At 69.7% G+C, this 24,007-nt stretch carries 22 protein-coding genes; 15 read left to right on the plus strand and 7 right to left on the minus strand.

Annotated features, from left to right (window positions below):
* The first annotated feature begins 43 nt into the window (after positions 1-43).
* The 3 genes from IGS68_RS14035 to IGS68_RS14045 are packed head-to-tail and all read left to right on the plus strand — an operon-like array spanning position 44 to position 3,128.
* Positions 44-886 carry an NAD(P)-dependent oxidoreductase gene (locus IGS68_RS14035; protein WP_201069828.1) on the plus strand — a complete coding sequence of 281 codons (843 nt, stop codon included), beginning with the start codon at positions 44-46 and terminating at the stop codon, positions 884-886.
* Positions 887-926: 40 nt separating this feature from the next.
* Complete coding sequence (locus tag IGS68_RS14040) at positions 927-2,393, plus strand: M81 family metallopeptidase (RefSeq protein ID WP_201069829.1); 1,467 nt, start codon at positions 927-929, stop codon at positions 2,391-2,393.
* Positions 2,394-2,405: 12 nt separating this feature from the next.
* The gene (locus tag IGS68_RS14045; protein WP_201069831.1) at positions 2,406-3,128 is read left to right on the plus strand and encodes a type 1 glutamine amidotransferase; all 723 of its coding nucleotides are present in this window, start codon (positions 2,406-2,408) and stop codon (positions 3,126-3,128) included.
* A 64-nt stretch (positions 3,129-3,192) separates the two neighbouring features.
* Here IGS68_RS14045 and IGS68_RS14050 read toward each other — a convergent pair whose 3' ends face one another.
* From IGS68_RS14050 to IGS68_RS14065, 4 genes are all read right to left on the minus strand, one after another.
* The gene (locus IGS68_RS14050; protein WP_201069833.1) at positions 3,193-3,657 is read right to left on the minus strand and encodes a peptidoglycan-binding domain-containing protein; all 465 of its coding nucleotides are present in this window, start codon (positions 3,655-3,657) and stop codon (positions 3,193-3,195) included.
* Positions 3,658-3,702: 45 nt separating this feature from the next.
* On the minus strand, positions 3,703-4,281 hold the full coding sequence (locus IGS68_RS14055) for an rRNA large subunit pseudouridine synthase E (protein ID WP_201069846.1): 579 nt from the start codon (positions 4,279-4,281) through the stop codon (positions 3,703-3,705).
* A gap of 10 nt (positions 4,282-4,291) precedes the next feature.
* Positions 4,292-4,762, minus strand: coding sequence for a peptide-methionine (S)-S-oxide reductase MsrA (gene msrA / locus IGS68_RS14060; protein ID WP_201069849.1), 471 nt, complete (start codon positions 4,760-4,762; stop codon positions 4,292-4,294).
* 93 nt (positions 4,763-4,855) lie between these two features.
* The gene (locus tag IGS68_RS14065; protein ID WP_201069859.1) at positions 4,856-5,548 is read right to left on the minus strand and encodes a dienelactone hydrolase family protein; all 693 of its coding nucleotides are present in this window, start codon (positions 5,546-5,548) and stop codon (positions 4,856-4,858) included.
* Positions 5,549-5,677: 129 nt separating this feature from the next.
* Here IGS68_RS14065 and mepA point away from each other — a divergent pair, with 129 nt between their 5' ends.
* The 11 genes from mepA (at position 5,678) to IGS68_RS14120 (ending at position 18,551) form a co-directional block, all read left to right on the plus strand.
* A complete protein-coding gene (gene mepA, locus IGS68_RS14070) occupies positions 5,678-6,550 on the plus strand; it encodes a penicillin-insensitive murein endopeptidase (protein WP_201069861.1) in 873 nt (290 codons plus the stop codon).
* Positions 6,551-6,680: 130 nt separating this feature from the next.
* Entirely contained in the window at positions 6,681-7,355 is a 675-nt protein-coding gene (locus IGS68_RS14075) for a GntR family transcriptional regulator (protein ID WP_201069863.1), read from the plus strand.
* Positions 7,355-8,398, plus strand: coding sequence for an ABC transporter ATP-binding protein (locus IGS68_RS14080; protein ID WP_201069866.1), 1,044 nt, complete (start codon positions 7,355-7,357; stop codon positions 8,396-8,398). Before IGS68_RS14075 ends, IGS68_RS14080 begins: the two co-directional genes overlap by 1 nt.
* Positions 8,399-8,428: 30 nt before the next feature.
* Positions 8,429-9,529, plus strand: coding sequence for an ABC transporter ATP-binding protein (locus IGS68_RS14085; RefSeq protein WP_201069869.1), 1,101 nt, complete (start codon positions 8,429-8,431; stop codon positions 9,527-9,529).
* A 41-nt stretch (positions 9,530-9,570) separates the two neighbouring features.
* Entirely contained in the window at positions 9,571-11,088 is a 1,518-nt protein-coding gene (locus IGS68_RS14090) for an ABC transporter substrate-binding protein (protein WP_247880833.1), read from the plus strand.
* Positions 11,089-11,166: 78 nt separating this feature from the next.
* Positions 11,167-12,108: an ABC transporter permease gene (locus tag IGS68_RS14095; RefSeq protein WP_201069871.1), complete on the plus strand. Its 942-nt coding sequence runs from the start codon at positions 11,167-11,169 to the stop codon at positions 12,106-12,108.
* A gap of 14 nt (positions 12,109-12,122) precedes the next feature.
* A complete protein-coding gene (locus IGS68_RS14100) occupies positions 12,123-13,004 on the plus strand; it encodes an ABC transporter permease (RefSeq protein WP_201069876.1) in 882 nt (293 codons plus the stop codon).
* A 28-nt stretch (positions 13,005-13,032) separates the two neighbouring features.
* Positions 13,033-14,826: a gamma-glutamyltransferase family protein gene (locus IGS68_RS14105; RefSeq protein WP_201069879.1), complete on the plus strand. Its 1,794-nt coding sequence runs from the start codon at positions 13,033-13,035 to the stop codon at positions 14,824-14,826.
* Between the two features lie 72 nt (positions 14,827-14,898).
* Positions 14,899-15,723, plus strand: coding sequence for a sulfite exporter TauE/SafE family protein (locus tag IGS68_RS14110; protein WP_247880835.1), 825 nt, complete (start codon positions 14,899-14,901; stop codon positions 15,721-15,723).
* A gap of 128 nt (positions 15,724-15,851) precedes the next feature.
* Positions 15,852-17,039, plus strand: a complete 1,188-nt coding sequence (locus IGS68_RS14115; RefSeq protein WP_201069882.1) for a DUF2336 domain-containing protein — start codon at positions 15,852-15,854, stop codon at positions 17,037-17,039.
* 108 nt (positions 17,040-17,147) lie between these two features.
* Entirely contained in the window at positions 17,148-18,551 is a 1,404-nt protein-coding gene (locus IGS68_RS14120) for an ATP-binding protein (protein WP_201069885.1), read from the plus strand.
* A 24-nt stretch (positions 18,552-18,575) separates the two neighbouring features.
* Here IGS68_RS14120 and IGS68_RS14125 read toward each other — a convergent pair whose 3' ends face one another.
* Positions 18,576-19,361 carry an enoyl-CoA hydratase gene (locus tag IGS68_RS14125; protein ID WP_201069888.1) on the minus strand — a complete coding sequence of 262 codons (786 nt, stop codon included), beginning with the start codon at positions 19,359-19,361 and terminating at the stop codon, positions 18,576-18,578.
* Positions 19,362-19,415: 54 nt separating this feature from the next.
* Positions 19,416-20,201 carry an Hpt domain-containing protein gene (locus IGS68_RS14130; RefSeq protein ID WP_201069891.1) on the minus strand — a complete coding sequence of 262 codons (786 nt, stop codon included), beginning with the start codon at positions 20,199-20,201 and terminating at the stop codon, positions 19,416-19,418.
* Positions 20,202-20,435: 234 nt separating this feature from the next.
* Here IGS68_RS14130 and IGS68_RS14135 point away from each other — a divergent pair, with 234 nt between their 5' ends.
* Complete coding sequence (locus IGS68_RS14135; RefSeq protein ID WP_201069893.1) at positions 20,436-21,962, plus strand: helicase HerA domain-containing protein; 1,527 nt, start codon at positions 20,436-20,438, stop codon at positions 21,960-21,962.
* A 26-nt stretch (positions 21,963-21,988) separates the two neighbouring features.
* On the opposite strand, the gene IGS68_RS14140 is transcribed toward IGS68_RS14135, so the two are convergent.
* Positions 21,989-23,932, minus strand: coding sequence for a sigma-54-dependent Fis family transcriptional regulator (locus IGS68_RS14140; RefSeq protein ID WP_201069896.1), 1,944 nt, complete (start codon positions 23,930-23,932; stop codon positions 21,989-21,991).
* Between the last annotated feature and the right edge of the window lie 75 nt (positions 23,933-24,007).

Consider the following 24,007-nt stretch of genomic DNA (forward strand, 5'->3'; position numbering starts at 1 on the left):
ACGCTTCCCCGCCATGATCCATTCTCCAACACGGTAGGTCGCCGTGCCAGATATCGTCATTTCCGAGCCCATGCACGAAGCCGCGGTCCATGACCTGGGGCGCAGCTTCGAAGTCCGATACGACCATGCCCTGGCGCGCGACGGCGCCGCCCTGAGCGGAGCCGTGGCCGATGCCCGGGCGCTCATCGTGCGCGACCGCACCATCATCGACGCGGATCTGCTCGCCGCGGCTCCCCGCCTGCGGGTGATCGGTTGCCTGGGCGCCTGCGCGGAGCAGGTCGACCTGGAAGCCTGCCGCGCCCGTGGGATAGAGATCCACGCCTACGAGGCCGGGGCGGAGCAGACGCCGGCCGACCGGGTCGTCGCCGGGCTGGTGCGCCTGCTCGGCCGCTCCGGCTGGATGCCCGGCAACGGCGACCGCACCCTGGGCCTCGTCGGGTTCAATCCCGCCGCCCGGGAGATCGCCGGCCGTGCCCGCGCCCTGGGGCTGACCGTGTGGGCCTACGACCCGCTGGTCGATCGGGAGAGCCCGCTGTGGGCCGACCTCGGCGTCCATCCCTCAGGCCTGCTCCACCTGCTCGAAACCTGCGACGCGGTCAGCCTGCATCTCCGACTGACGGACGAGACCCGCGAGCTGATCGACTGGGAAACCATCACCGAGATGCGCCCGGGCGCCGTCCTGATCAACGCCTCCCATCCGGGCCTGGTCGACAACGGCGCCGTCATCGGCGCGGTCCGGTCCGGCCGCCTGGCAGGCGCGCTGCTCGACCTGGAAGAGGGCGATTCCGAACCCGAGCTCGACACCCGCAACGCGGCCGACGCGCGGATCGGCGCCTTGATCGCCCACAAGGTTCGGACCACACTGGAGCGGCGCGAGGAAGCCTGAGCGCCGCCGGGGCGGTAACCATAAGACGGGAGGGAGGCCGATGCGTGTCGTCATCGCGCTGCTGAAGCACGAAACGAACACCTTTTCTCCCGTGCCCACGCCGCTGGAACGGTTCGGCAACGGCGGGCCGGCCTGGGGAGCGGACGCGTTCCGCGCCTACCGCAAGACCGCCACCCCGATGGGCGCCTTCATCGACCTCGCCGAGGCGGAGGGCGCCGACATCGCGACCCCCGTCGCCGCGGAGGCCTGGCCCAGCGGGCCGGTCAGCGACGACGCCTATGCCCGGCTGACCGACTCGATCCTGGAGGAGGTCTCCCGGGGTTGCGACTGCGTGCTTCTCGACCTGCACGGCGCCATGGTGACCCGCAGCTTCGAGGACGGCGAGGGCGAGCTTCTGGCCCGCGTCCGCGCCGCCGCTCCCCACGTGCCGATCGGCGTGGCGCTCGACCTTCATGGCAATCTTTCCGAGAAGATCGTATCCAACGCGACCGCCATCGCCGGGTTCAAGACCTATCCCCACGTCGACATGTACGAGACCGGGGATCGCGTCGGACGCATCGCGCTGGGTGCCCTGAAGGGAACTTGCCGGCCGGCCATGGCCTGGGGCAACCGGCCGATGCTGCCGCACGTGATGCGCATGGGCACGGCAGAGGCTCCCATGCGCGACCTCGTGCAGGAGGCACGGCGCCTGGAACAGGCCGGCGCCCTCGCGGTCAGCGTGTTCGGCGGCTTCCCCCATGCGGATATCCGCGACGCCGGGATCAGCGTGGTCACGGTGACCGAGGGCGATCCGGCCGGCGCACAGACGATCCGAGACGGCCTGCTGGACGAAGCCTGGCGCCGCCGGGAGGAGTTCGTCTACCACGCCGAGCCGCTGGCCCGCTCGGTCGCGCGGGCCGCCGCCCTCGCCGACGGGCCGGTGCTCCTGCTCGACCATTCCGACAATTGCGGATCGGGCGGCACCCAGGACGTGACCGCCGTGCTTGCGGAGATCATGCGGCAGGGCTTGAAGGACGTCGTCGCCTTCGCCATCCACGACCCGGCCTCGGTCGCGCGGCTGGTCGAGGCCGGGGTCGGCACGCGCGTCACGATCGACATCGGCGGCAGGCTGCCGATGCCTGCCATAGGCTTGGAAGGGAAGCCGCTCACCGTCACCGGCACCGTCCGGGTCATCACCGACGGCGAGTACACGATCCGGGGGCCGATGTACACGGGAGTGCGCGTCGGCATGGGGCGCACGGTCGTGCTCGACACCGGCGCGGTCGAGATCGTGCTGATCGAGCGCCACCACGAGCCTTGGGACCTGGGCTGCCTGCTCAGCCTCGGCATCGACCCGGCGGCGAAGAAATACATCATGCTGAAGTCGCGGATCCATTATCGTGCGGGCTTCCAGCCCATCGCCCGGCACATCGTGGAATGCGCCGGCGAGGGCGTGACCACCTCGGACTATGGCCGGCTCCGTTTCGAGCGGGTCCGCCGTCCGATCTTTCCACTCGACAAGATGTGAAGCCCTGCCATCGTGCGTATCCTCGTAGTCCAGAACAGCCGGCGCGCGCCCGCCGGACTGCTCGGCGAATACCTGTCGGAATTCGGCGCCGACCTCGTCACAGTCACCCCGCCGGACGGTGAAGCCCTGCCAGCCGGTATCGACGGATTCGACGGCGCCCTGGTGCTCGGCGGCCCGCAGTTCGCAGGCGACGACCAGGCCAATCCCTACCTGCCGGACCTGATGGACCTGATGCGCCGCTTCGCTGAGGCGGACCGGCCGCTGCTGGGCGTCTGCCTGGGCGCCCAACTCCTGGCCCGGGCGCATGGCGAGCGGGTCTACAAGCATGTCCAGGTGGAACGCGGCTTCTGCCCGGTCCACCGGACCGAGGCCGGCGCCGAGGACCCGGTGCTGGGTTCGCTGGGACCTGTGCGCCACATCATGCAGTGGCACTACGACACCTTCGACCTGCCACCCGGCGCCGTCCTGCTGGCGACCGGACCGGACTGCGCCAACCAGGCTTTCCGGCTGGGCGATACCCAGTACGGCCTCCAGTTCCACCCGGAAGTCACGCCGGAGATCGTCCGCGACTGGGTCGCCATGTTCCGCACCGAAGCCGGCCCGGACGAGGATTACGACGCGGTCGCCCGGGAGATGGAAGCAGGTCTGGCCGAGCATCTGCCGGAAGCCGCCGCCTTCGCCCGCGAACTGGCGCGCAACTGGCTCGATCTGGCGGCCCGTCGGGCGGATCGATAGTTCATGCGGAGGGGCGGCGTCCCACCGCCCAAGGTACGCGGGAAACGCACCCTCCTCCGGTGATCTATCGCCGTGCCGCCCGCACCGCCTCCAGCAGGACGGAATCAGGCTCCGCTCCGGCCGCGATCCCGTGGTCACGCCTGAACGCCGCGATCGCCCCGTGGGTCTTCGGCCCCATCAGCCCGTCGGCCGGGCCGGGATCGTAGCCGGCGGCCTTCAGCAGCGTCTGGATCTCCCGCAGCTCCGCCCGGGTCGCCGGCCTCGGACGCTCCGGCGCCGGCGCCGCCGGGGGTGCCGGGACGCTGGGAACGGGCGTCGCCGCCTCGCGCACCGGCTGAGCGACCGGCCGTTCCGGCGCGGCGGCGACCGGTTTGGGCGGGCGGACGATGCCGGGATTGTTCAGGGCCGCGAGATAGAAAAGTCCGAACAGCGACGCCGACAGCAACCCGATCACGACGATGGGGGTGGCTCCGATGCGCGGCATGTTCACGGCTTCCGGAAGCCTGAACTGGGCAAGATCGATCGCCATGGAGATACCCCGGCCGCCGGTGGTGTGGATTTGCCGGTGATTTTATCAGCTTCCCTGCCTGGAGGTGACGGAAATCTCACGCCATTCGCCGGGAGCCAGACCCTCGACGGACCAGTCGCCCACCGCGCGCCGGATCAGGCGAAGGGTCGGAAACCCGACCGCCGCGGTCATCCGGCGGACCTGCCGGTTGCGCCCCTCGCGGAGCGTCAACTCGATCCAGGAGGTCGGGATGCTCGCGCGATAGCGGATCGGCGGGTCGCGCGGCCAGACGTCCGCCGGCTCGCCGATCAGCCGCGCGCCGGCCGGCAGCGTCGGCCCGTCCTTCAGCGTCACGCCGCGGCGAAGCGCCTCGAGCGCCGCCTCGTCCGGAACGCCTTCGACCTGGGCCCAGTAGGTCTTGGGCCGCTTGTGGCGCGGATCGGCGATCCGCGTGTTCAGGGCGCCGTCGTCGGTCAGGACCAGCAGCCCCTCGCTGTCGCGGTCCAGGCGGCCCGCGACGTAGACGCCGGGGATCCCGATGTAGTCGGCCAGGGTCGCCCGACCCTGCTCCCGGTCGGTGAACTGCGAGAGCACGTCGTAGGGCTTGTTGAACAGGATGAGCCTGCCCCGCCGTCCCGGCCTCACGGGCAAGCCCTCATATGTGGCAGGAAGCCATGCCGCGGCGTTCCAGGTAGCGCTGGTGATACTCCTCCGCCCGCCAGAAGGTGGAGGCCGGGGTGATCTCCGTCACGATCGGCCGGACGAACCGGCCGGAAGCCTGGGCACGCTCCTTCGATGCCCGGGCCTCCGCCTCCTGCTCCGGCGAATGGGTGAAGATGGCGGAGCGGTACTGGGTACCGACGTCCGGCCCCTGGCAGTTCAGGGTGGTCGGATCGTGGATCTGCCAGAATACGTCCAGGAGCTGCGCATAGGATACGCGCGCCGGTTCGTACTCGACCTGGACGACCTCCGCATGGCCGGTCTGGTCGGTGCAGACGTCGTCATAGGTCGGGTTGTCCCGGGTCCCGCCGAGATAGCCTACGGTCGTGTCGGTCACCCCGTCCACATGGCGGAACGCCGCCTCCACCCCCCAGAAGCAACCGGCACCGAAAGTCGCTTTCTCCATGATCCGCCTCCAGTCGGATTACGCCCCGCTCGGCAGGAGCCGTTTGCGAGTATGTTGAGGCGCCCGACGCGTCCGTCCAGTGCTCCGGCCCGATCAGCGCAGGTACAGGCCCAGGAAATCGAAGGTGCGCTGGTCCGCCAGCTTGCCCGCTTCCGCCGCCGCCCCGGCGGTGCCGGGCCGGGCGAAGCCGTGGCCGACGCCAGGATAGGTATGAATGGCGACCCCCGCAACGGGGCACAGGCGCTCCACCAGGCGCTTGCGCGTTTCGGGCGGGATGAAGGGATCGTCCGCGCCCAGGTGCATCATGAACGGGCGGGTCAGCTTCACCGCCTCGCCGAGGTGCTTCTCGATCCGGGTGCCGTAATAGGCGACGTTGGCCTGCGTATCACCGCGGCATGCCATGAGGTAGGCGATGCGCCCGCCCATGCAGTAGCCCACTGTCGCGACCCGCTCGTTGCAGGGGTCCATCTCCCGCAGGTGGAGTACCGCGGCCCTGACATCGTCCAGCATCTGCTCGTCGGTCAGCTCGGCCATCCGGCGCCTGCCCTCCTCGAGCGCCTGGTCGGTTCCCGGCTCCAGCTCCGGCAGGTTGCCCTGCCGCCAGGTCAGGTCGGGGCAGACGGTCAGGAACCCGGCTTTCGCGAACCGGTCGGCCGTCTCGCGCATCGATCGGTTGAGCCCGAAAATCTCGTGTATCAGGACGACCCCGCCGGCGCGCCGGCTGTCGGGCTCGGCCAGGTAAGCCGGCATCTGCTGGTCATGCACGTCGATCATTATGTCCGGCATTCGACTACTCCCTGCGTCTACGGCCCTCATTGAATCGGGAAACCGTGTATTAAAGAAACGATGCTACACGCCTGGGTGACGCGTGGGGAGACTCCCGAACGCCATAGCCAACCTTAAGATGATCTCCCCATGACGCCCAGGCTTTCGGCTCTCCTGCTTGCCGTCGGAATCACCCTCTGCTCGGGGCTTACCGCCGAGGCCCAGCCAAGCAAATCGGGAGATTGGGGCAAGGTCGCGGCGCCCGCGCCCGGACCGCCCAGGATCTTCGGTTCATACACGAACGGGTGTATCGCCGGCGCCCGCTCCCTGCCGCCCGAGGGACCGGGGCACCAAGTCGTCCGCCTGTCGCGGAACCGCTATTTCGGCCATCCCGAAACCGTCGACTACCTGCTCAACCTCGGGCGCCGCGTCGCCGGAGCGGGGCTGGGCATAGCCTTGATCGGGGACATGTCCCAGCCGCGCGGCGGGCCGATGGCGTTCGGCCACGCCAGCCACGAGATCGGCCTGGATGCCGATATCTGGTTCCGTCTCGACCTGCCGCCCCTGCCCCGCTCCGGACGCGAGAACCTCGACCTGCCCAGCATGGTCGATTTCGCGGCGAGGCGGGTCGATCCCCGGCGCTTCACGGCCAAGCAGGCCGACCTCGTCCGGTTCGCGGCGATGGATCCCCGGGTCGCCCGCATCTTCGTCAATCCCGCCATCAAGCAGGCGCTGTGCGAGCGCCCCTGGAGCGACCGGTCCTGGCTTCGGCTGGTCCGCCCGTGGCACGGGCACGACGCCCATTTCCATGTCAGGCTGAACTGCCCCGCCGACCAGCCCGACTGCGTCTCCCAGGATGCGCCGCCCGAAGGGGACGGCTGCGGAGCCGAACTGGCGGACTGGCTGGCCAGACTGACGCCGCCGGCCAAGGCGCCGGCCAAACCCCGGGCCGCGCCGTCCCGGCCGGCTCCCGCACCGGTGCCGGCCGCCTGCACCGGCGTGCTCGCGATGCCGCCCCGTTAGGCAGGCCGCTGTTCAAATCATTGGCAGACCGCACTATTCTTCATCATTAAGTTTCCGTTAACAATCTGCTTGCGCAAGTTTCCGCCATCTGCGTATTATCGTTATCGATAATGATACTCACGGTGACGGCATGGCGCGGCTCGGCGAGGCGGGAACGGTCCAGTTCAGCAAGGCACGCAAGGGCAGCGTGCTCTATGACGACCTGCGAAGGCAGATCGTCAAGGGCGGGCTGAAACCCGGCGATCCCATGCTGGAGATAACCGTCGCCCGGGAATACGGATGCAGCCAGGGCACGGTCCGCGAAGCGCTGATGCGCCTGCGGGAGGACGGGCTCGTGGTCCGCAGCGGCTACCGCGGGACGACGGTTTCCGTCACCGGGCCGCCCGAGGCTCGGGAGATGCAGTTCCTTCGCCTTCATTTGGAGACGCAGGGCATCCGCCGGGCCGCACCGCTGGCCGACGAAAGCCTCCTCATGCGCCTGTCCAGGGTGGTCGAAGACATGGAACGGGTGGCCGAGGCCGGCGACGAGTATGCCCTGACCGAACTGGATTGCGAGTTCCACCTCGCGATCTTCGCCCGGGCCGGGATGCCGGCGCTCGACGCGATCCTCAGCCGCTGCCTGCTCCACCTGCATCGGCTGACGCTGGCCGAACCGGGCCGCACCCGCCCGCTGTTGATCTCCGCCCGGCGCCACTGGGACGTGGTCGAGGCACTGCGGACCCGCGATCCCGAGACCGCGGTGACGGCGATCACCCATCACATCAACACCGTTCTGGAATCCGGCCTGGCCGGGGAGGAGGGCTGATGGCTCTTCAAGGAGCCGAAACCATACTGGCCGATACACCGGCCGCCCCGGCGCAGGCCGCCGGAACGCCGGTCGCCGAGGTTCGCGATCTCCAGGTGGGCTTCCGCACCGACGACGGCAGCTTCAACGTGCTGGACGGCGTGTCCTTCACGGCGCGGAGCGGACGGACCCTGTGCCTGGTCGGCGAGTCCGGCTGCGGCAAGAGCGTCACCGCCCTGTCCATCATGGGCCTCCTCGCCCCGACCGCGGTCGTCGGCCGGGGCGAGATCCTGCTGGACGGCACCGACCTGCTCAAGCTGAACCGCCATGAGCTGAACGAGCGGCGCGGCGACCGGATGGCGATGATCTTCCAGGAGCCGATGACCTCGCTCAACCCGGTCTTCACCATCGGCGACCAGATCGTCGAGGGGATCCGGCGCCACCGCCCCGTCGGCCGGGCCGAAGCCGAGCGGCACGCGGTCGAAATGCTGAAGCGGGTGCGCATCCCGGCGGCCGAGCAGCGCATGAAGGACTATCCGCACCAGCTCTCGGGCGGCATGCGCCAGCGGGTGATGATCGCCATGGCGCTCGCCAACGATCCCCGGCTTCTGATCGCGGACGAGCCGACCACCGCGCTCGACGTCACGATCCAGGCCCAGATCCTGGACCTGATCCGCACCCTCCAGGACGAGACGGGCACCGCGGTCCTCCTGATCACCCACGACCTGGGCGTGGTGGCGGAGGTCGGCGACGACGTGGCGGTGATGTATGCCGGCCGGATCGTCGAGCAGGCATCGGTCGCCGACCTGTTCGCCGATCCCCAGCACCCCTACACGCTGGGCCTTCTCAGCTCGATCCCCCGCCTGGATGCCGACATCGGGCGGCTGCCGACCATCCGCGGCTCGGTGCCGGCCCCGGCCGACATGCCGCAGGGCTGCCGCTTCAGCACTCGCTGCCCCTTCGCGGTGGACAAATGCCGGACCGAGGAGCCGCCGCTGGCCGACCTTGCCCCCGGCCATGCCGTCGCCTGCTGGAGAGCCCCGCTGGAAGAGCGCGCCGCCTGAGCCGCCCGAGACTTGAGAAGGGAGACCGCCATGCAGACGGCACCCGCCGAGAACATTCTCGAGATCGAGAACCTGACCAAACACTTCGCGACCTCCAAGTCGCTGCTGCCCGGAAGCGGCCGCTCCGTCAAGGCTGTGGACGGCGTCAGCTTCACCGTCCGCAAGGGCGAGACCCTGGCGATCGTCGGCGAGAGCGGCTGCGGCAAGTCCACCCTGGCCCGGCTGGTCCTGCGCCTGATCGACCCGACCGGCGGCACCGTCCGCTTCCATGGCCAGGACATCGCGGCGATCCCGGAACGCAGCATGCGCCCGCTCCGCGCCCGCATGCAGATGATCTTCCAGGACCCCTTCGCGTCGCTCAACCCGCGCATGACCGTCGCGGAGATCCTGACCGAGCCGATGCAGGTCCACAAGCTCGGCACCCGCGCCCAGCGGCGCGAGCGGATGATCGAACTGCTCGAACTGGTCGGCTTGACCGCCCGGCACGCCGACCGCTACCCGCACGAGTTCAGCGGCGGCCAGCGCCAACGGATCGGCATCGCCCGCGCCCTGGCCGCCGGCCCGGAGCTGGTGATCGGCGACGAGCCGGTCTCGGCCCTGGACGTGTCCGTCCAGGCGCAGGTGATCAACCTGCTGGAGGACCTGAAGCAGCGGCTCGGGCTGACGCTGGTGATCATCTCCCACGACCTCGCCGTGGTCCGGCACATGTCCGACCGGGTCGGCGTGATGTATCTGGGCAAGATGGTGGAATTGGCGGACACGCAGGCCCTCTTCTCCTCGCCACGCCATCCCTATACGCGGGCGCTGATGTCGGCGGTGCCGCTGCCCGATCCCGAGGCCCGGCCGGACCGGCAATTGCTGGAAGGCGACGTGCCGAGCCCGCTCAATCCCCCCAGCGGCTGCCGCTTCCACACCCGCTGCCCCTACGTCCGGGACCGTTGCCGGACCGAGGAGCCGGTGATGGGTGCCAACGACGACGACCACGGCGTCGCCTGCCATTTCTGGCGGGAAATCGACGCCCTGCCCCGGCCCGCCGCCGCCGCGGCCCGCCCGATCAGCGAGGCCTACGCCAGGCGCCGCGCCCTCTACATGGAGCGCAGGGCGCTCCAGGAAGACGCGCCGGCCCTGTGAGGCCCCGGCACACCAAGGAAAAACAGGGAGCTTCGAAACCAATGACCATGAAGAACTGGCAAGCCGGCCTGCTGGCCGCGGGCTTCATCGCCCTCACCGCCTCCGGAGCGGGCGCGCAGACCCTGCGCGTCGGCCTCCAGGAAGACCCGGACCTGCTCGATCCCGATCTGGCCCGGTCCTTCGTCGGACGCATCGTCTTCACCAGCCTGTGCGACAAGCTGGTGGACCTCGGCCCCGACCTGGATTTCGTGCCCCAGCTCGCGACGGAGTGGTCCTGGTCGCCCGACAACAAGGCGCTGACCCTGAAGCTGCGCCAGGGCGTCACCTTCCATGACGGCGAGCCGTTCAACGCCGAGGCGGTGAAGTTCAACATCGAGCGCTCGCTCACCCTGCCCGGCTCGACCCGGCGCAGCGAGATCGCGGCGGTCACCTCGGTGGACGTGGTCGATCCCTACACCGTCCGCCTGAACCTGTCGGAGCCGTTCGCGCCGCTGCTGGCGGCCCTGTCCGACCGCGCCGGCATGATGATCTCGCCCAAGGCGGCCCGCGAGGCCGGCGAGAATTTCAGCCGCGCCCCCGTCTGCTCCGGCCCCTACAAGTTCGTCGAGCGCGTCGCCCAGGACCGGATCGTGCTGGAGAAGTTCCCGCAGCACTGGAACGCCTCGGCCTATCCGCTGGAGCGGGTGAGCTACCTGCCGATCCCCGACACCACGGTCCGGCTCGCGAACCTGCAGTCCGGCGGGCTGGACATCATCGAGCGGACGGCGCCGGCGGACCTGCCGACCGTGCGCGGCGACAGCTCGCTCAGGCTGGAGCAGGCGACGAGCCTCGGCTACCAGGGAATCACGCTGAACGTCGGAAACGGCCCCCGCGCCGAGCAGCCGCTCGGCAAGGACCCGAAGGTGCGCGAGGCGTTCGAGCTGGCGATCGACCGCACCATCGTCAACCAGGTCGGTTTCGAGGGCGAGCACACCGTCGGCAACCAGCCCGTGGCTCCCACCAACCCGTACTATGCCAAGAGCGTGCCGGTTCCGGAACGCGACGTGGAGCGGGCGAAGAAGCTGCTGGAGGAGGCAGGCCACGGCAGGGTCAAGGTCGAGCTGATGACACCCAACGCCCCGGACAGCCTGCGCGTCGCCGAGGTGATCCAGGCGCTGGCCGGCGAAGCCGGGTTCGACGTGTCGGTCAACGCGACCGAGTTCGCGACCGGCCTGGACCGCCAGACCCGCGGCGACTTCGAGGCGTTCCTGATCGGCTGGAGCGGCCGGGCCGACCCCGACGGCAACATCCACATCTTCGTCTCGTGCAAGGGCGGCCTGAACGACGGCAAGTACTGCAATCCGAAGGTCGACGAACACCTCAACGCGGCGCGGACCACGACCGACGCCGAAGCGCGCAAGGCGGAGTACGCCAAGGCGGCGGAGCTCTACCTGGCCGACCGGCAGCGCATCTACATGTACCACCAGAACTGGTTCTGGGCCATGACCGCCGCCCTGGAAGGCTTCAAGCCCCACCCGGACGGCATGATCCGCCTGGAAGGCGTCTCGCTCAAGAAGTAACCCCGCGACACCCCTGGACCATGTTCCCCCGCCTCCCCACCCGGGGGGCGGGGACGAGGATACGCAAAGGAACGTCCCTTGCTGGCTTACATGGCGCGGCGCCTCGCCGTCAGCATCCCGACCCTGCTGCTGATCTCGATGCTCGTCTTCTCGCTCCAGCTCCTCCTGCCCGGCGACCCGGCGCTCGCCATCGCCGGGGAGGAGCGCAGCCCGGAGGTGCTGGAGGCGATCCGCGAGCGGTACCACCTGAACGAACCCGTGCCGGTCCAGTACTGGTACTGGCTTACCGGCGTCCTGTCCGGCGACATGGGCGAGTCGATCCGCAGCCGCATGCCGGTGACCGAACTGATCCTCAGCAAGCTGCCGGTCACCATCCAGCTCGCCGTGATGGCGATGATCATCGCGCTGGCGATCGGCATCCCGGCCGGCATCGTGTCGGCCGTCCGCAAGGGGACCGCCTGGGACATGGGCGCCAACGTGGTGGCCCTGTCCGGCATCTCCATCCCCAATTTCTGGCTCGGCATCATGCTGATCATGCTGGTTTCGGTGCAGTGGGGCCTGCTGCCGGCATCGGGCTACGCCAACCCGCTGGACGATCCGCTCCGCAACATCCAGACCATGATCATGCCGGCCTTCGTGCTCGGCACCGGCATCGCCGCGATCATGATGCGGCACACCCGCAGCGCGATGCTCTCGTCGCTCCGTGCCGACTATGTCCGCACCGCCCGGGCCAAGGGACTTTCGGAACGGATCGTGGTGCTGCGCCACGCGCTCCGCAACGCGCTGATCCCCGTCGTCACGCTGGGCACGCTGCAACTCGGCGAGCTGCTGTCGGGCGCCGTGCTGACCGAGCAGATCTTCACCATCCCCGGATTCGGCAAGCTGATCGTGGACGCGGTGTTCAACCGGGACTACGCGGTCGTTCAGGGCGTCGTCCTGTTCACCGGCACCGCCTTCATCCTGATGAACCTGCTGGCCGACATGCTTTACTTCCTGCTGAACCCGCGGCTCCGCGCCTGAGGGAGGGCACCGCCATGAGCATCACAAACGCGGTCGCGACCGCGGCACCCTCGCGGCCCAGGTCCCGGTCCCGCGTCTGGCGCAAGCTGGGCCGCAACCCGGCGGCGCTGGCCGGCGGCCTGATCGTGCTGCTGTTCGTCCTGATGGCGATCGCGGCCCCGCTGATCGCCCCCTACGAACCCAACGTGTCGAGCTGGCTGACCGTCCGCAAGGCGCCCAGCGCGGCCCACTGGATGGGCACCGACGATGTCGGCCGGGACGTGATGTCCCGCCTGATCCACGGCAGCCGGGCCTCGCTCTCGGCCGGCATCATCTCGGTCGTCATCGCCCTGGCGATCGGCGTGCCGCTGGGCGTCGTCTCGGGCTATTACGGCGGCTGGCTGGACGCCGTGATCTCCCGCGTGACGGAGGCGGTGCTGGCCTGCCCGTTCCTGATCCTGGCGATCGCGCTGGCGGCCTTCCTCGGACCCAGCCTGACCAACGCCATGATCGCGATCGGCATCTCCGCCGCCCCGATCTTCGCCAGGCTGGCGCGCGGGCAGGTGCTGTCGGTCAAGACCGAGGACTATGTCCAGGGCGCCCGGGCGGTCGGCTGTTCCGACCTGCGGATCATCGGCCGGTACATCCTGCCCAACATCTTCCCGCCGCTGCTGGTCCAGTCCACCCTGACCATCGCCACCGCGATCATCGCGGAAGCCAGCCTGTCCTTCCTCGGCCTCGGCCAGCAGCCGCCCGACCCGAGCTGGGGAAGCATGCTCAACACCGCCAAGAACTTCATCACCCAGGCACCCTGGATGGCGATCTGGCCGGGCCTCGCGATCTTCGTCGTGGTCTTCGGCTTCAACATCCTGGGAGACGGGCTGCGCGACGCGCTGGACCCGCGCGACAGCCGCTGAACGAGAAAACCAGAGGGAATCGCTCATAATGTTCACCACCCGTCCGGAAATCCTCGGCACCTTCGGCGCCGTCACCTCGACCCACTGGCTGGCCTCGGCCGCCGGCATGGCGGTGCTGGAGAAGGGCGGCAACGCCTTCGACGCCGCCGTGGCCACCGGCTTCGTCCTCCAGATCGTCGAGCCGCACCTGAACGGGCCCGCCGGCGAGGTGCCGATCCTGATCTACAACGCGTCGGAGGACCGGGTCCGCGTGATCTGCGGCCAGGGCACCGCGCCGGGCGCCGCGACGATCCAGGCCTATCGCGATCAGGGCCTGTCGCTGATCCCCGGCACCGGCCTGCTCGCCGCCGTGGTTCCCGGCGCGTTCGACGCCTGGCTGACCATGCTGCGCGACCACGGCACCATGGAGCTGGCCGACGTGCTGGAGCCGGCGATCTACTATGCCGAGACCGGGCATCCCATGCTGGCCCGCGTCTCCCAGTCCATCGAGACGGTCAGCGCCATGTTCCGGGAGGACTGGCCGACTTCCGCCGCGACCTGGCTGCCGAACGGCGAGGTGCCGAAGCCGGGCGCCCTGTTCCGCAACGAACGCCTGGCCGCCACATACAAGCGGCTGGTGCGCGAGGCGCAGGGCCCGACCCGCGAATCCCGGATCCAGGCAGCCCGCGACCAGTTCTACAAAGGCTTCGTGGCCGAGGCGATCGACCGCTTCTGCCGGACGAACGAGGTGATGGACGTCTCCGGTCGTCGCCACCGCGGGTTGCTGAGCGGCCAGGACATGGCCGGCTGGAAGGCGACCTACGAGGACCCGCTGACCTACGAGTACCGCAACTACACCGTCTGCAAGACCGGTCCCTGGGGCCAGGGTCCCGTCTTCCTCCAGCAGATCGCGCTGCTCAAGGGCTTCGACCTCGACAGCATGGACCCGAACGGCCCCGACTTCATCCATACCGTGATCGAGTGCATGAAGCTCGCCTTCGCGGACCGGGAGGCCTATTACGGCGATCCGGACTTCGTCAAGGTGCCGGTCGAGACCCTGCTGTCCGACGCCTACAACGACGAACGCCGCAAGCTGGTCGGCGACACCGCCTCGCTGGAGCTGCGGCCGGGCCGGATCCCCGGCTTCGAGGCGCAGGCGGACCGGGCGGTTCCCAGCGTCGCCGGCCATGCCGGGAGCGACAGCGGCGCCGGCGCGGGCGAGCCGACCATGGCGCACCTGTCCGAGCAGCGCGGTGAGCGGCGGGGCGACACCTGCCATATCGACGTGATCGACCGCTGGGGCAACATGGTCTCCGCGACGCCCAGCGGCGGCTGGCTGCAAAGCTCCCCGATCATCCCGGAGCTGGGTTTCGCCCTGACCAGCCGGGCGCAGATGTTCTGGCTGGAGGAAGGCCTGCCGTCCAGCCTGGCGCCGGGCAAGCGCCCGCGCACGACGCTGACCCCGTCCATGGCGCTGCGGGACGGAAAGCCCTACCTGGCGTTCGGCACGCCGGGCGGCGACCAGCAGGACCAGTGGCAGCCGATCTTCTTCCTGCGCCATGTCCATTACGGGCTGAACCTGCAGGAGACGATCGACCAGCCGCTGTTCCACACCGATCATTTCCCCGGCTCCTTCTATCCGCGCGCAAGCCGGCCGGGCAGCCTTTCGGTGGAGGCGAATCTACCCGCCTCGACCATTGAGGAATTGCTGCGGCGCGGGCATAACGTGGAAGTAATGCCCGAATGGTCGATCGGCCGTTTGTGCGCGGCATCCCGGGAGCAAGGCATCATCAAGGCCGCGGCGACGCCGCGCCTGATGCAGGCCTACGCGATCGGGCGTTAGGACAAAGGGGGCTCCCTCCTTCCGGGGAGGAGGGAGCCCTTCCAAGGAAGGCCCCACCGTAATGGACTCGAAGTGACCCCGGAGCTTACCCAACTCGCCGTCATGGCTGCCGTCCTGCTGGGCGTCGGGCTGTTCGGCGGGATCCTAGCCGGCCTGCTGGGCGTCGGCGGCGGCATCATCATCGTTCCCGTGCTCTACCATCTTCTGGACCTGCTCGACATCGACAGCGACGTGGCGATGCAGCTGGCGGTCGGCACGTCGCTCTCCACCATCATCCCGACATCCATCATGTCGATGCGCGCCCACCTCCGGAAGGACGCCGTCGACGTCGCCCTGCTGAAGAGCTGGGGACCCGCGATCGCGTTCGGCGTCTTGATCGGCGCCGTGCTGATCGGGCTGGTCGAAGGCGAGGTCCTGATCGCGGTGTTCGCCGTGACGGCCGCGGTGGTCGCGCTCCACATGGCCTTCGCGCCGGAGAGCCTGCGGCTGTCCGACCACCTGCCCGGCGGCATTCCCCGCTTCGGTATCGGGACCCTGATCGGCCTGATCTCCACCATGATGGGGATCGGCGGCGGCACCCTGACGGTGCCCACCCTGGTGCTATGCAGCTACCCGATCCGCCGGGCCGTCGGCACCGCCTCCGCGATTGGCCTGATCATCGCCTTCCCCGGCACGATCGGCGCGATCATCGGCGGCTGGGGGAACGAGGAACTGCCGCCCTTCTCGCTCGGCAACGTCAACCTCGTCGCCTTCGCGATCCTCGCCCCCGCCACCATGCTCGCGGCTCCCTGGGGCGCCCGGCTGGCCCACGCCATCCCGACCCGCGCGCTCCGCGCCGTCTTCGCCCTGTTCCTGGGCATCACGTCGGCCCGGATGTTCATCGACCTGCTGACTTAAGTCGGCCTCGGGCGCGCAGCCCGGGACCCATATTTGTCACAGACCCGTGCCCGCTCGGACAACCCTTCGTCAACTATGGATCGTCATCCTTATGGTTCGACGCCAAAGTAGCAGACGAAGGACCGACCGTGCATTCAGCCATGCCCTCCACGCCGCCCACCAACCTGTCGTTGGCCGACGTCGCGCGTCTGATGGATCAGCCCTCGGTCGCCAACCGCATCGATACCGCCGGCAAGGTGGCCGAACATATCCGCCAGGGCGGGCTTTCCGGATCGGCCGCCGAGATGGCGACCGAGATCCTGATGCACTTCGCCCGGGATGCCGAGATCGCCGTCCGTCAAGCGGTCGCCTGGCAGTTCCGCAACAACGACCGCCTGCCGGAATCCCTGGCGATCCGCCTGGCGGAGGACGTGGCGGAAGTGGCGGCGCCGGTGCTGAGCCACCATGCCGGTTTCGAGGACGCGTTCCTGACCACCCTGATCGGCAAGGGCGACCAGCGGAAGATGGAGGCGATCGCCGGACGCCCGCGCGTCTCCACCGTGGTCTCCGACGCCCTGATCGACGCCGGCGACGTGGCGGTCGTGTCGTGCCTACTGGCCAATTCGGGCGCCGAGATCGCGCCGGAGGGGTTCGGCCGCATCGTGGACCGGCACGGCGACCACCAGTCGGTGGCGACGATGGTCGCCCAGCATCCGATGCTGCCGGCGCCCGTCGCCTGGAAGCTTCTGGGCCGGGTCTCGGCCGCCGTGATGCGCGATCTCGCCAAGCGCCACAAGATTCCCGACATGGTGCTCGAGCGTTGCATCACCCGCGGCCGGGAAGCAGCCATGATGATGATGATCCGGCCCATGCTGGCCGACGGCGCGCATCTCCGGGGTTTCCTTGAGCAGATGCACTGGCAGCGCCAGCTGACCACCGACCTGCTGTTCCGCATGTTGTGCGCCGGCGACCTGGAAGCCTTCATCACCGGGATGGCCGTCCGCTGCGGCGTCACGCGCGAGGCCGCTGCCGTCATGGTGATGGACGAGCGTCCCGCGGGACTGAGGGCCGCGTTCGACCAAGCCGGCATGAAGGCCTGGCTGATGGAGCCGTTCCGCATCGCCCTGGGCGTCGCGCGGCGCTGGCCGCGGACGATGCTGGCCAGCCGGCGCCGCGATTTCCAGATCGAGGTGCTGGCCCGCGTCTTCGCCGAGTGCGCCGACACGGAGGAACGCGACGTCAGCGACCTGATCCTCCAGGTCTTCGACCTGCGGGGCGACCGCTCCGTCGCAGAGGCGCGCGACCGGCTCAACCTTCCGTCGCCCGGCATCCGCTAACCCGATCCATAGCGGTAATACGGCCTTGTCATTCCGTTCGGGCGGACGGGTGGGTAATAAAGCCGGATGACGAGCCCACGACCCGAAGCGCTCCCTGGCGAGCGAGCGATGACGAGCGGCATACGAATCATTCCCCAGAACGTCGCCCCGACTCCGGAACCCGCTCCCGATCCGCTCAAGGAACGGGAAGCGGCGTTCAATGCCGTCCTGATGGCGGTGATGGCGGGCCGGCGCGTCATGGTCCTGTCCGACGGTCATCCGGATGCCGGCAGGACCCTGGGGCGCCGCATGGCCGGCCACATGGACTCGTCCTGCGGACTGGGACTGGTGGCGACCGCCCGCCGCGGCGCCACCGTGGAGGACCTGCTCGTACAGGTATCCGCCGACCTGGGAGCCGGGGGTTCCGACGACCTGGAACGGCTGGCCCTCGCGCTGGAGCGCGGGCTCGAAGCCGCCGGTTCCGGCCTGCTGGTCGTCCTCGATGCCCATCTGCTCGATGCCGGCACGATAGCCGACCTGTTCGAACTGTCCGGGAGCGACACCGACGACGGCCTCTACATGCAGGTCCTGCTGACCGGAAGCCCGGCGCTGGACCGGCTGTTCGACCGGCCGGCCCTGGCGGGTGCCGCCCGCCAGGTCGCGAGCGCCCGCTGGAGCATCGGGCAGGCCGCGCCAGAGCCCGATCCCGTCCCGGAAGCCCCTCCCGATATCCCGCCGCCCGCTCCCGCAGCCGCCCGGCCCGCTTCGCCCGCGGAGCCCCGGCCGCGGGTCAGGAATGCGGCCCCGCCAGCTATGGCATCGCGCCCGGCCGAGCTGCGGCGCCGCAGCCGGCCGGTGACGGAGGAAGCTGCCGCGCGGCCCGCTTCCCGGCCCGTCCCGCTGCATCTGCTCGAATCCGACCCCGAACCGGCGCGTACCGGCCGGCGGGGATTGCGGTGGGCTTTCGCCGGGCTGCTGGTCCTGCTGGCGTTCGGCGCCGGTTTCGTGACCAACGCCCTGTGGCCGGCGGCTCCCCGCACCACGGCCGAGCTGCTCGACGGCGACGGACGATCGGCTCTGACCGCCGGGCTGCCGTCTCCGCCGGCGGCGCGGGCGATCCAGTTGCCGGAACCCGAAAGGCTGCCGGCCGAGCCCGCGCCGCCGCCCGCGGCGGTCGCGCTTCCGCCCGAATGGGAGCAGCCGGCCGATCGGAATCCGCAGCAGCCCTCGCAGCCCCGGAGCGCGGCATCCCAGCAGCAGGCGCCGCAACGGCCTGCGGTGTCCGCAGCGCCGGCCCCCATCGACGAGCGCCCCGTCGTGGCGCCCCCCGTCCGGCTGGCGCCGCAGCCCCAGCCGTCCGAACCGGCTCCGCGCCGGCAGGTCGCCCAGGAACCCGCCTCCCCCCGCGACGTCTGCGCCGAAGGGGCGGGTGGCCGCGCGGCTCCCGACGCGTCCCTGTCCGGCTTCGCCCAGGGGTTCATGTCCGACCTGAGGAGCCTCGGCCGCTGCCTCGGCAGCCTTGCCCAGCCGTAACGGCCGGGCGGCGTACCGCGGCTTCTACCGGCCGCGGAACACCGGCTTGCGCTTCTCCATGAAGGCGCGCCTGCCCTCGACATAGTCCTCGCTGGCGAAGCAGCCGCGCACCAGCCGCTCGCACATCCCGTGGTCGGGCTCCCCCTCGGGCTTTCCCAGTTCCTCGACCATCAGCTTGACCGAGCGCACGGTGAGCGGCGCATTGTCGGCGATGGTGGCGCAGGTCTCCGCAATGACGCCGTCCAACTCCCCGGCCGGAACCATCCGGTTGATCAGGCCGATCCGCATCGCCTCCTCCGCCGGAAAGCGCCGGGCGGTGAAGAAGATCTCCTTCGCGAAGGCCGGGCCGACCAGGTCGTGCAGGCGCTTGACCCCGCTGAACCGGTAGCCCAGCCCCAGCCGCCCGGCCGGAATGGAGAAGGTCGAGCCTTCCGCCGCGATGCGGAGATCGCAGCTGATCGCCACCCCCAGGCCGCCGCCGATGCAATAGCCCCGGATCATGGCGATGGTCGGCTTCGCCACCGTCTGGAGCGCCCGCATCGCCCCCTCGGCCAGATCCTCGTAAGCCAGCACGGCCTCTTCCGAGGAGCGCATCTCCTCGAACTCGGAGATGTCGGCGCCGGAGATGAAGGCCTTCTCGCCCGCACCGCGCAGCACGATCACCTTGACCTCGTCGTCGGCCTCGAACCGGGCCAGCGCGTCCGGCAGGGCCTGCCACATCTCGACCTTCAGGGCGTTGTGGCGTTCCGGATTCGAAAAGGTGATCCAGCCGATCGGTCCCTGCCGTTCGACGATCAAGCGGTCGGTCATGCGTTTCCCCTGGAATGCGGTCTGTAAGCCGGTCTGGTCGGGACGAACTTACAGTCAGACCACGTCGAGCGCCACGAGGGCCTTGGCGAAATCGGCCGCGAAATCCTCCCCCTTGCGGACCACCAGGATGCCGCCGCCCTGGCGCCTCAACCGGGCGCCGACCGGTTCGGCGTCCAGCTTGGAAGCGACCACGATCAGGGGGATCGACTGGGTCATCTCGCAGACGCGGATCATGCGGGCGACGTCGACGCCGTCCAGGATATCGATGATGTTGCTGATCAGGATCAGGTCGGGACGGGTCCGGATGGCGCTTTCGATGCCCTGGAACGAATTGGACAGCGCCACCAGGCGGAAGCCGGTCGCCCTGATCTCCGGTTCCATCAGGCGGAGCTGGATGTTGCGCGGGCCGATGAACAGGACGGTCTTCTGGGCGGCCGTGCGGCGCAGCGCCGGCGAGGGATGGAAGTCCGGCAGCGACTTCAGGACCCGCCGTCCCTCATCGCTCCCGGGATCGCGCCGGGACTCGACGATGCGCGCGATCGCCTGGACATGCTCCAGGATGCCCTCGACCGCCGACTCCCGGAAATTGCCGGTCGCGATGATGTAGTCTTCGAGGTGGTGGGCGATCAGTGCGATGGTAGGAAAGCCGAAGCTGGCGGCGGCACCCTTGATGCTGTGGACATGCCGCAACAGTTCGAACGAGTCCGGCTTTACCTCCGTCTCCCTGGAGAAACGGACCACCATCTCCTCGACGGTGCCCAACCTTTCGATGACGTCGTCGATAAAGAAGGGCAGTAGTTCAGCAACCAGATCAGCATCAATGGTATGGTCGCTCGCCATCGTTGGCCCCGAAGAACAATATCCCTACACTATACAGCGCTGCCTTTCCGAAGGCAGCGGCATCCTGGAGACGTATTAAAATGCCGCACCGGCGGCCTTGGCTCCGATCATGCTTTAAGTTTGTTTACGAATTTACTTGCGCCCCCGAAAGCCGCGCACCGTTTTGCGCCGGCGGGATTCTACGCTATAGGAGGGCTGGCGGGTGACGCAGCGTAGCGGAGAGGTTCGGGTTTAATGAATGTCAGCATCGACATGGGTTCGACGCAGGGAGGCTCGCCGGCGACGCTGAATCTGGAGGAACTGCTGGCGACCAGGCTGCTGGTCCAGGGCAACTCCGGGTCCGGCAAGTCGCACCTCCTGCGCCGCCTGGTCGAACAGAGCGCCGCCTGGGTCCAGCAGGCGATCCTCGACCCCGAAGGGGATTTCGTGACCCTGGCCGAGCGGTTCGGCCATGTGGTGGTCGACGCCTCGGCCCATTCCGAAGGGCAGCTCCAGCGGATCGCGGCGCGGGTGCGCGAGCATCGCGTGTCGGTCGTGGTCAACCTGGAAGGTCTCGACGTCGAGCTTCAGATGCGCCACGCCGCGGCGTTCCTGGGCGGGCTGTTCGATGCCGACCGGGATTTCTGGTACCCGATGCTGGTCGTGGTGGACGAGGCCCAGATGTTCGCCCCCGCCGCCGCCGGCGAAGTCGCGGACGAGGCGCGCAAGGTGTCGCTGGGCGCCATGACCAACCTGATGTGCCGCGGTCGCAAGCGCGGGCTGGCCGGAGTCATCGCGACCCAGCGGCTGGCGAAGCTTGCCAAGAACGTCGCGGCGGAAGCCTCCAACTTCCTGATGGGCCGCACCTTCCTGGACATCGACATGGCCCGCGCCGCCGACCTGCTCGGCATGGAGCGCCGGCAGGCCGAGATGTTCCGCGACCTGGAGCGGGGCCATTTCATAGCCCTGGGGCCGGCCCTGTCCCGGCGCCCGCTGCCGCTCCGGATCGGCACGGTCGAGACCACCGGAAGGACCGGCAGCCCCAAGCTGACGCCGCTGCCCTCGACCGCGCCGGAGGATGCCCGGGACCTGATCCTCCAGCCCGGGGAGCCCGAGCCGCCACCCCGCCCGGTCACCCGCCGGCCGGCCCCGGCTGCCGCCCCCAACATGGACATCCTGTTCCAGCTCGCCCAGTCGCGGCCCGTCCTGACGCCGCCGCCCGAGGAGGCGGAGGAGCAGGGGCCGGAGATCGACCGCGAGCCTGTTCTGGACGACATCCTGCGCAAGATCCTGGCCGACCCGGAAGCGGCCTTCCGCTCGGTCGCGGTGCTGTACCAGGACTTCCTGGTCCGCTGCCGGATCCACAAGGTCCCCGGCGCACCCCTGGACCTCGCCGCCTTCAAGCGGCGCCTGTCCGCCGCCCGGGCCGGCGTCGGCGAGCAGACCGCCGACGGTCCCGAGTGGGAGCAGGCGTCCGCCATAGCCGCCGACCTGCCGGAAGACATCCAGGGCGTCTTCCTGCTGATCGCCCGCGCCGCGATCGAGCGCGCCCCCTGCCCGTCCGACGCCGAACTGGCCCGCGCGGTCGGCAGCCGGTCGCCCGGCCGCGCCCGCCGCCTGCTGACCTACATGGACCAGCGCGGCTTCGTGGTCAGCCGGAACGACGGCGCCGGCAACCGCATCATCGCCCTGCCCGGCCTGGGCTGGGAAACCGCGCCCGGCGACCCCAACGCTTCCGACGACGCGGCGGCTCCGCAGGGCGGCCTGTTCGACGTGGCATAAGGGACGCCGCCCCTCCGCACCGGTCCCTACCCCTCGAGCCGCGCCGGGGAGACCAGTCCGTAGCGATTGATCTTCCGGTGCAGGGTCGAGCGGCTGATATGCAGCTCGTCGGCGGCGCGGGTCACGCACCACTGGTGCCGGCGCAGCACCGACAGCAGGATACCGGCCTCGCCGGACGGCAGCGGGTCCGGCGGCGTCGGTGCCGCCGCGGGCCTGGTCACCTCCGCGGGAAGGTCGTCAAGCCGGATCACCCCGCCCTCCGACAGGGCGGAGGCCACCCGCATCACGTTCTGGAGCTGGCGGATATTGCCCGGCCACCGGCAGGCCAGCAGGGCCGACAGCGCCGGCGGATCGATGCGGGCCGGCGCCGCCAGCGCGCGGATCAGGTCGGCCTTGTCGGACCGCTCGCGCAGCGACCGAAGTGTCAGCGACAGCCCGTTCAGCCTGTAATACAGGTCCTCCCGGAACCGCCCGTCGGCGACCAGCCGCTCCAGATCCTGGTGGGTCGCGCAGATGACGCTGAGATCCACCGAGATCGGCCGGTCATGGCCCAGCGGCAGGATCTCCCGCTCGGCCAGCACCCGCAGCAGCCGGGTCTGAGCCCCAAGCGGCATGTCGCCGATCTCGTCCAGGAACAGCGTGCCGCCGTCCGCCAGCTGGACCTTGCCGCGCACGCCGCCGCGCCGCGCGCCGGTGAAGGCGCCCTCCACATAGCCGAACAGCTCGCTCTCGATCAGGCTTTCCGGGATCGCGGCGCAGTTGATCCCGACGAACGGCCGGGCGGCGCGGGCGCTCGCCTGGTGGATCGCCCGGGCGACCGCCTCCTTTCCGGTGCCGGTCTCGCCAAGGATCATGATGCCGATCCCCTTGTCCAGCACCCGCCGGATGCGCTGGACGTTGCCCGCCATACCCGGATCGTTGCCGGCCAACCGGTCCAGGTCGAGCGGTCCCGGATCCCGTCCCCTGGACGGACCGGCCGGAGCCTGCTGCCGCGGCCGCTCGCCCACCGGCGATCCCCGCAGGAGGCGGCCGGTCGGCGGGCGCAGCGTCGCGTACCAGGTGGCGCCGGTCGCCAGACAGCGCAGCGGCTGGGGAATGCCGGTGCGCTGGCGCCCGATCAGCGCCTCCATGGTGATGCCGAACAACTCGTAGACGCTCCTGCCCAGCAGCGGCTCGGCATCCCCCGTGAAGTCCGCCCGCAACGCCGTCTGGTTGGCGCCCAGGATGGTGCCCCCGCCGTCCACCGCCAGCAGCCCGTCGATCACCAGGTCCGCCAGCTCGCGGCCGGCGCTGAGTCCGACCACCCAGTGCCGCCGCGACCGCGCCAGGAAATACCCGTCCTCCATCAGCCGGGCGGACCGCTTGACCAGTTCCAGCGCCAGCATCTGGCTGCGCCGGTCCGCGGGGGCGGTCATGTTGGAGACGTCCAGCACGCCCAGCATCTGGCCCGAGGGGTCGAAGATCGGCGCCACGGTGCAGGTGAGACTGGTGTGCCGGGTGCGGAAATGCTCCTGCCGGTGGACGGTCAGCGGCTCGCGCGTGGCGATGCAGGTCCCGACGCCGTTGGTGCCCTCCTGCGCCTCCGACCAGATGGAGCCGAGATAGAGGCCGGCCTGCTTCAGCTCCTGCTCGAAGCTGGCATGGCCCAGGTAATCGACCGCGATGCCGTTCGCATCGGTCAGCATGACGACATAGTCGGACCCGGCGACCTGCGCGTAGAGGCGGCGCAGCTCGGCGGTGGCGATGCCGATGAATTCCTCCATCGGCTCGCGGAACCCGCCCAGCTCCGACTGGGTCAGGACGACCGGGCGCCCCGGCCGGGCCGGATCGAGCTGGTGATTGTTGAGGCAGCGCGCCCAGGACCGCCGGATCAGGTCGGGCGGCTCGACCTTCGCACCCGCCGCCGCTCCCGTGACGCTGGACAGTATGAGATCGACGTGCTCCCGCTCTGGCGCATGGAGACGGACCATTGCCTTCCTCCCATCATGCCGACGTTGGATCGCCGTTATCAATCGAGTGTAGCACCGGCCCGCCGCCAGCGGAAT

The sequence above is a fragment of the Skermanella sp. TT6 genome (genome assembly GCF_016653635.2).
GTDB classification, from domain to species: domain Bacteria; phylum Pseudomonadota; class Alphaproteobacteria; order Azospirillales; family Azospirillaceae; genus Skermanella; species Skermanella cutis.

Bases quoted from the DNA above. Each gene is read 5' to 3' on its own strand.
- IGS68_RS14040 (WP_201069829.1), top strand. From the start codon at position 927: ATGCGTGTCGTCATCGCGCTGCTGAAGCACGAAACGAACACCTTTTCT.
- IGS68_RS14050 (WP_201069833.1), bottom strand. From the start codon at position 3,657: ATGGCGATCGATCTTGCCCAGTTCAGGCTTCCGGAAGCCGTGAACATG.
- msrA (WP_201069849.1), bottom strand. From the start codon at position 4,762: ATGGAGAAAGCGACTTTCGGTGCCGGTTGCTTCTGGGGGGTGGAGGCG.
- IGS68_RS14065 (WP_201069859.1), bottom strand. From the start codon at position 5,548: ATGCCGGACATAATGATCGACGTGCATGACCAGCAGATGCCGGCTTAC.
- mepA (WP_201069861.1), top strand. From the start codon at position 5,678: ATGACGCCCAGGCTTTCGGCTCTCCTGCTTGCCGTCGGAATCACCCTC.
- IGS68_RS14075 (WP_201069863.1), top strand. From the start codon at position 6,681: ATGGCGCGGCTCGGCGAGGCGGGAACGGTCCAGTTCAGCAAGGCACGC.
- IGS68_RS14080 (WP_201069866.1), top strand. From the start codon at position 7,355: ATGGCTCTTCAAGGAGCCGAAACCATACTGGCCGATACACCGGCCGCC.
- IGS68_RS14085 (WP_201069869.1), top strand. From the start codon at position 8,429: ATGCAGACGGCACCCGCCGAGAACATTCTCGAGATCGAGAACCTGACC.
- IGS68_RS14090 (WP_247880833.1), top strand. From the start codon at position 9,571: ATGACCATGAAGAACTGGCAAGCCGGCCTGCTGGCCGCGGGCTTCATC.
- IGS68_RS14100 (WP_201069876.1), top strand. From the start codon at position 12,123: ATGAGCATCACAAACGCGGTCGCGACCGCGGCACCCTCGCGGCCCAGG.
- IGS68_RS14105 (WP_201069879.1), top strand. From the start codon at position 13,033: ATGTTCACCACCCGTCCGGAAATCCTCGGCACCTTCGGCGCCGTCACC.
- IGS68_RS14120 (WP_201069885.1), top strand. From the start codon at position 17,148: ATGACGAGCGGCATACGAATCATTCCCCAGAACGTCGCCCCGACTCCG.
- IGS68_RS14125 (WP_201069888.1), bottom strand. From the start codon at position 19,361: ATGACCGACCGCTTGATCGTCGAACGGCAGGGACCGATCGGCTGGATC.
- IGS68_RS14130 (WP_201069891.1), bottom strand. From the start codon at position 20,201: ATGGCGAGCGACCATACCATTGATGCTGATCTGGTTGCTGAACTACTG.
- IGS68_RS14135 (WP_201069893.1), top strand. From the start codon at position 20,436: ATGAATGTCAGCATCGACATGGGTTCGACGCAGGGAGGCTCGCCGGCG.
- IGS68_RS14140 (WP_201069896.1), bottom strand. From the start codon at position 23,932: ATGGTCCGTCTCCATGCGCCAGAGCGGGAGCACGTCGATCTCATACTG.